This is a genomic window from Haliscomenobacter sp., assembly GCF_040403615.1.
Lineage (GTDB): Bacteria > Bacteroidota > Bacteroidia > Chitinophagales > Saprospiraceae > Haliscomenobacter.
In genome coordinates this window covers 1-4,507 of the sequence record NZ_JBBAKG010000206.1, presented here as the reverse complement: position 1 = coordinate 4,507, position 4,507 = coordinate 1, and the positions used below count along the sequence as shown (strand labels likewise).

Below are 4,507 nucleotides of genomic sequence, written 5' to 3'. Positions count from 1 at the left end.
TAAGTGGTCGATCGGTGTCCTCCGTGTTGGAAGATCGAGAAGGGGGCATCTGGTTTTCGACCTTTGAGGATGGCTTGTTTTATGCTCCTGCGCCCAATATCCAGCATTTTACCACACAAGACGGACTTTTGTTTAACCGCATCACCTGTTTGAGCAAAGATCCGCAAGGTTTGTTGTGGATCGGTTCAGAGAGCAGTGCATTTTCAATATACGATGGTAAATCTATTGTTTCAAGGCAAATTTTTCCCGAAAACGTCAAAAATAAAAACATCCGCAACATCCGTCATTTCAAGGATGGATCGACTTTGGTGATTGGAAAAGCTGCCACTCTTTTTTTGAAAAACGGTGTAGAAAAATACCTCTGTCATCGCTCGTCTGATGTCAACATTGACGAAAAGGGAGACTATTGGGTTGCTTTGACGGGTTTGTTTCACTTGGGGCAAGATGTGCTGCCCAAAGTTTTGGTACAGCCACAGGTTTTGAAAAAGTTTGGGCTGGAGAATTTATACGGTAAAATTCTTCTTGATCGACTGCCTGGTATTCGAATTGAGCGGATAACTTTTGATGGGGCCAATCGGAAATGGCTGGCTACACCCAATGGCTTGTTTAGTTTTCAGCGAGAAGAACCCGAGCAATTGGTGTTGCCTTACGGAATCAAAGACCTGGATTTTGATGCAGGTACTGGAATCCTTTGGGCCTTGACCGAATCGAAAGGGTTGTTTGCCATTCGTAACGGAAAAGTCATCGACAGCATTGCCATTGCCAATAAACGGGGAGGGGTCATTTGTGGGGATTTGTGCCGCGATAAAAACAACGAAATCTGGATTGGTACTGCGGGTGGCTTGTTTCGGGTGATTGGCAAGCCGGGTAAATTAAAACTGGTGGATTATTGGGGTGTACTGGGGCTGGGCTCCGAAAAAATCAATGCCGTGGAGGTGATTAGTGACAAGATATTTATCGGCAAAGACGACGGATTGTTGCAAGTGCCGAGGGCTATTTTGGCACATCCTGCTGCTCCTCCGTTGGTGTTGTTAAAAACGATAAGGGTCAACAATGCACCAAAAAAATTCAATGATCAGGCAGTATTTGAACTCCATGATGGACAGCGGCAGTTGGGCATCGAATACGAAGGATTGTCTTACCGTGAATCTCAAAACATCTGTTACCGCTACCGCCTGTTGGGAATGGACAACAATTGGTACGAAACGACCAATGAGGCCGTTGAATACGTTGATTTGCGGCCCGGTTACTACACCTTTGAGGTAATGGCCCTGAATGGAGCAGGGGCATCGAGTTTGCACAGTTCCAAGCTGAATTTGCGGGTGTATCCTCCTTTTTGGCGGGAAAACTGGTTTTACGTAGTGGTAACTTCTTTGTTGATTCTCACAATTGTCTCCTACGTTCGGGCACGTGAACAAAAGCTGCGCAAGAAGTACGAAATGGAAAACCTCTTGATGAAGAGCAGCAGGGAAAATTCTGAATTACAAAAGCGCATTTCGGATTTGCGCATGCTGGCCTTGCGCTTACAGATGAATCCTCATTTCATTTTCAATGCACTGAATACCATCAAAGGCTACTACGGGCAGGAAAAATTTGTGGAAGCCAATGCGTTTATTGGCAAATTTGCCAGATTGTTGCGCTTGAATCTCGATTATTCTGATGCAATGATCCCCCTGGATCAGGAAATTGAGTTGCTCAAAATTTACGTACAACTGTCGCAGATTCGCTATCCGGGGAAAATCTCGCTGGAACTGGAAATAGCACCTGGATTGAACCCTACTGAATTGATGATCCCCTCGATGTTGATTCAGCCCTTTGTGGAAAATGCCGTCATTCATGGGGTAGTACCCAAACCTGAATCTGGTACCATCTGGATCAGTTTCAGGATCCAAAATCGAACCATGGTCGTTGCCATCAAGGACAATGGAGTGGGGCGAAAGGCATCCAATCAACACCATTTGCGGGAGCGGCACAAACCGCTGGCCACCCAAATTACCAGCGATCGTCTGCGTTTATTGGATCCAAGTGCAACCGCTGCACCCATCGATATTCGAGATCTAGAGGATGCAACCGGACATGCCACAGGAACAGAAGTGCTAATTTATATTCCTTTTCAAACCAAAAACAATCCATGATCAGGGCTATCATTGTTGACGATGAACCAGCTGCCAGGGCTTCGCTGGAATTGGAAATCAGGCTGCATTGCCCTGAAATAAAGGTGATTGCGGAAGCCAGCTCCGTTTTGGAAGGCATCAAAGTCATCCAGGCAAATCCGGGATTTGAGTTGTTGTTTCTGGATATCCAAATGGCTGATGGCTCGGGGTTTGACCTGTTGCAAAATGTGGAGACCGACCAATTCAAAACCATTTTCACCACGGCTTACAGTGAGTACGCCTTGCGTGCCATTAAGTTTACGCCTCTGGATTACCTGCTCAAACCCATCGATGCGGAAGAATTGAAAGCGGCGGTTAGCAAGGCATTGCGTCTTCAGCAAACGGGCATCCAGGAGCAAATTCGCCGGTACATGAATCAGTTGGTAGGTACTCAAGCCAGCCCCAGAGTAGCACTGGCCACCGCCGAAGGCATTCATCTGTATTTTGTAAAAAACATTGTGCGTTGTGCTTCAGACGGAAATTATACGACGGTTTTTTTTGAAGACAAAAGTAAGTTGTTGGTTGCTAAGACCTTAAAAGACCTGGAAGCCCTTCTTTCTCCCCATCAATTTGAGCGCATCCACAAATCTCACCTGGTGAATTTGGAGCATTTGCGGCGGTATTACAATCGTTTTTCAGGAGAAGTAGAGATGAGCGACGGAGCCGTATTGCCCGTTGCCCAACGCAAGAAGACTTATTTGCTGGATTTGCTCAATGGTTTGAATACAGCAGAATTGGATGACTAAAATTGGATGACAAAAACTGGATCAATAAAGCCTTTCTTGCGAAAACTCAGCCAAGCCTATCGTTGACCCTGTTCGTCTGCATGAAATTAATTGAGGGTGCTATCATTGTGCATTGATTGTACCCAAAAACTGATTTTATGCAAACCTCGCCTCAAAAAACCAAATTCAAGAAGGACGGGAATTTTTTATTACTGAAACGGTCAGTAAGTTTTAACCTTCAACGGGGAAGGATTACTTCCTATTTCTTTTTTTTCTCATCAGTAGTTATTAGGTAGTATTAGATTATAGTCCCTGAACATGTCTTGGAGGAGCAGCTTCCTGCTCCTTTTTTTTCTCATTTTTTATCCCAAAAACCGTGAATCATCACATCACTTTACTGAGTTTGCTATTGCTTGTCCAGACTTCACTGGGTGTCCTCACGTGTACCTGGGAAGGACTACACTCCAAACAACCAATGGTTATACTCCATTAAAGGTCCACAACGTGGTCGTTTCCAACAGCAACGGCTTGCTTTTGCCTTCCGGATGGTATTCCTTGCAATTGACTCAAGCGAATGGCCGCTCGGAAACGGTCAGGATATTGAAGCAATAAACCCCATTTTGCTTTGGCTTCCGGGAGAATGCGCTATTTTTGTGCATACCTCATTAAACCGTATGCATCAATAAACCATGGAAGTAACAAAAAATAAATTCAAAGCGGCTGTAAAAAGCAACGAACCACAATTGGGGCTTTGGAATGGCCTGGTAGATAGTTTTGCCGCCGAAATTCTGGCCGGATCTGGCTTCGATTGGGTGCTGATCGATGGCGAGCATGCCCCTTTCGACCTGCAAACCATGCTGATCCAATTGCAAGCGATGTCGCGTTACGATGTGCCTATGTTTGTGCGAATTCCCAAAAGTGACCCCGTTTTCATCAAGCAATTGTTGGATGTGGGCGCGCAAAATATCCTGGTTCCGATGGTAGATTCCAAAGAAGAGGCAGAACTGATGTACAAATCTACGCAGTACCCGCCCATTGGCATCCGGGGAATTGGGACTGCAATGGCGCGGGCCGCACATTGGAATGCAGTAGACGATTACTTTCACACAGCGGGTGCAGAAATTTGTACCATTGTACAGGTAGAAAACGTGCCGGGTATTGAAAACCTGGATGCGATCCTGTCGGTTGAAGGCCTGGACGGCATCTTTATCGGGCCTTCCGATTTGGCGGCTTCGATGGGGTATCTGGGACAACCCAATTGCCCGGAGGTGAAAGCAGTAGTGATAGATGCCCTCAAGCGCGCGAGAGCGGCGGGGAAAGTAGCGGGTGTAATGGCGCTGGACAAACCAACTGCTGATGAATACCTGGCCGCAGGTGCCAATATGATTGCGGTGGGAATTGATACCTTGTTGTTGGCCAAGGGCTGCAAGGAGTTGTTGCACAGCTTTAGGCCTGAGGATGCCCGGAAGGAATCTGGCACCAAGTATTGACTCACCTTACGCAGTAGACGTAGTATTCAGGTCGGTTCAAACGACAAATTTTCATTGAAGTGCTGAGTAGTTGAACCGCTATTGAATATTTGTCACTTTTTGCCTTGAGTATCTGGACAGAATTAAATGACAAATTGCC

The 4,507-nt window shown here is 46.1% G+C and carries 3 protein-coding genes; all 3 read left to right on the top strand.

Annotation, left to right across the window (positions count from 1 at the left end; genetic code table 11):
• On the top strand, positions 1-2,135 hold a 2,135-nt coding region (locus ABW391_RS28675; protein ID WP_353485339.1), incomplete at its 5' end, for a sensor histidine kinase.
• Positions 2,132-2,899 carry a LytR/AlgR family response regulator transcription factor gene (locus tag ABW391_RS28670; protein WP_353485338.1) on the top strand — a complete coding sequence of 256 codons (768 nt, stop codon included), beginning with the start codon at positions 2,132-2,134 and terminating at the stop codon, positions 2,897-2,899. The genes ABW391_RS28675 and ABW391_RS28670, both read left to right, overlap by 4 nt.
• A 668-nt stretch (positions 2,900-3,567) precedes the next feature.
• Positions 3,568-4,368 carry an aldolase/citrate lyase family protein gene (locus ABW391_RS28665; RefSeq protein WP_353485337.1) on the top strand — a complete coding sequence of 267 codons (801 nt, stop codon included), beginning with the start codon at positions 3,568-3,570 and terminating at the stop codon, positions 4,366-4,368.
• Positions 4,369-4,507 lie beyond the last annotated feature (139 nt).

What these genes read in the sequence shown, in the direction of transcription:
- ABW391_RS28670 (WP_353485338.1), top strand. Translation starts at nt 2,132, where the DNA reads ATGATCAGGGCTATCATTGTTGACGATGAACCAGCTGCCAGGGCTTCG.
- ABW391_RS28665 (WP_353485337.1), top strand. Translation starts at nt 3,568, where the DNA reads ATGGAAGTAACAAAAAATAAATTCAAAGCGGCTGTAAAAAGCAACGAA.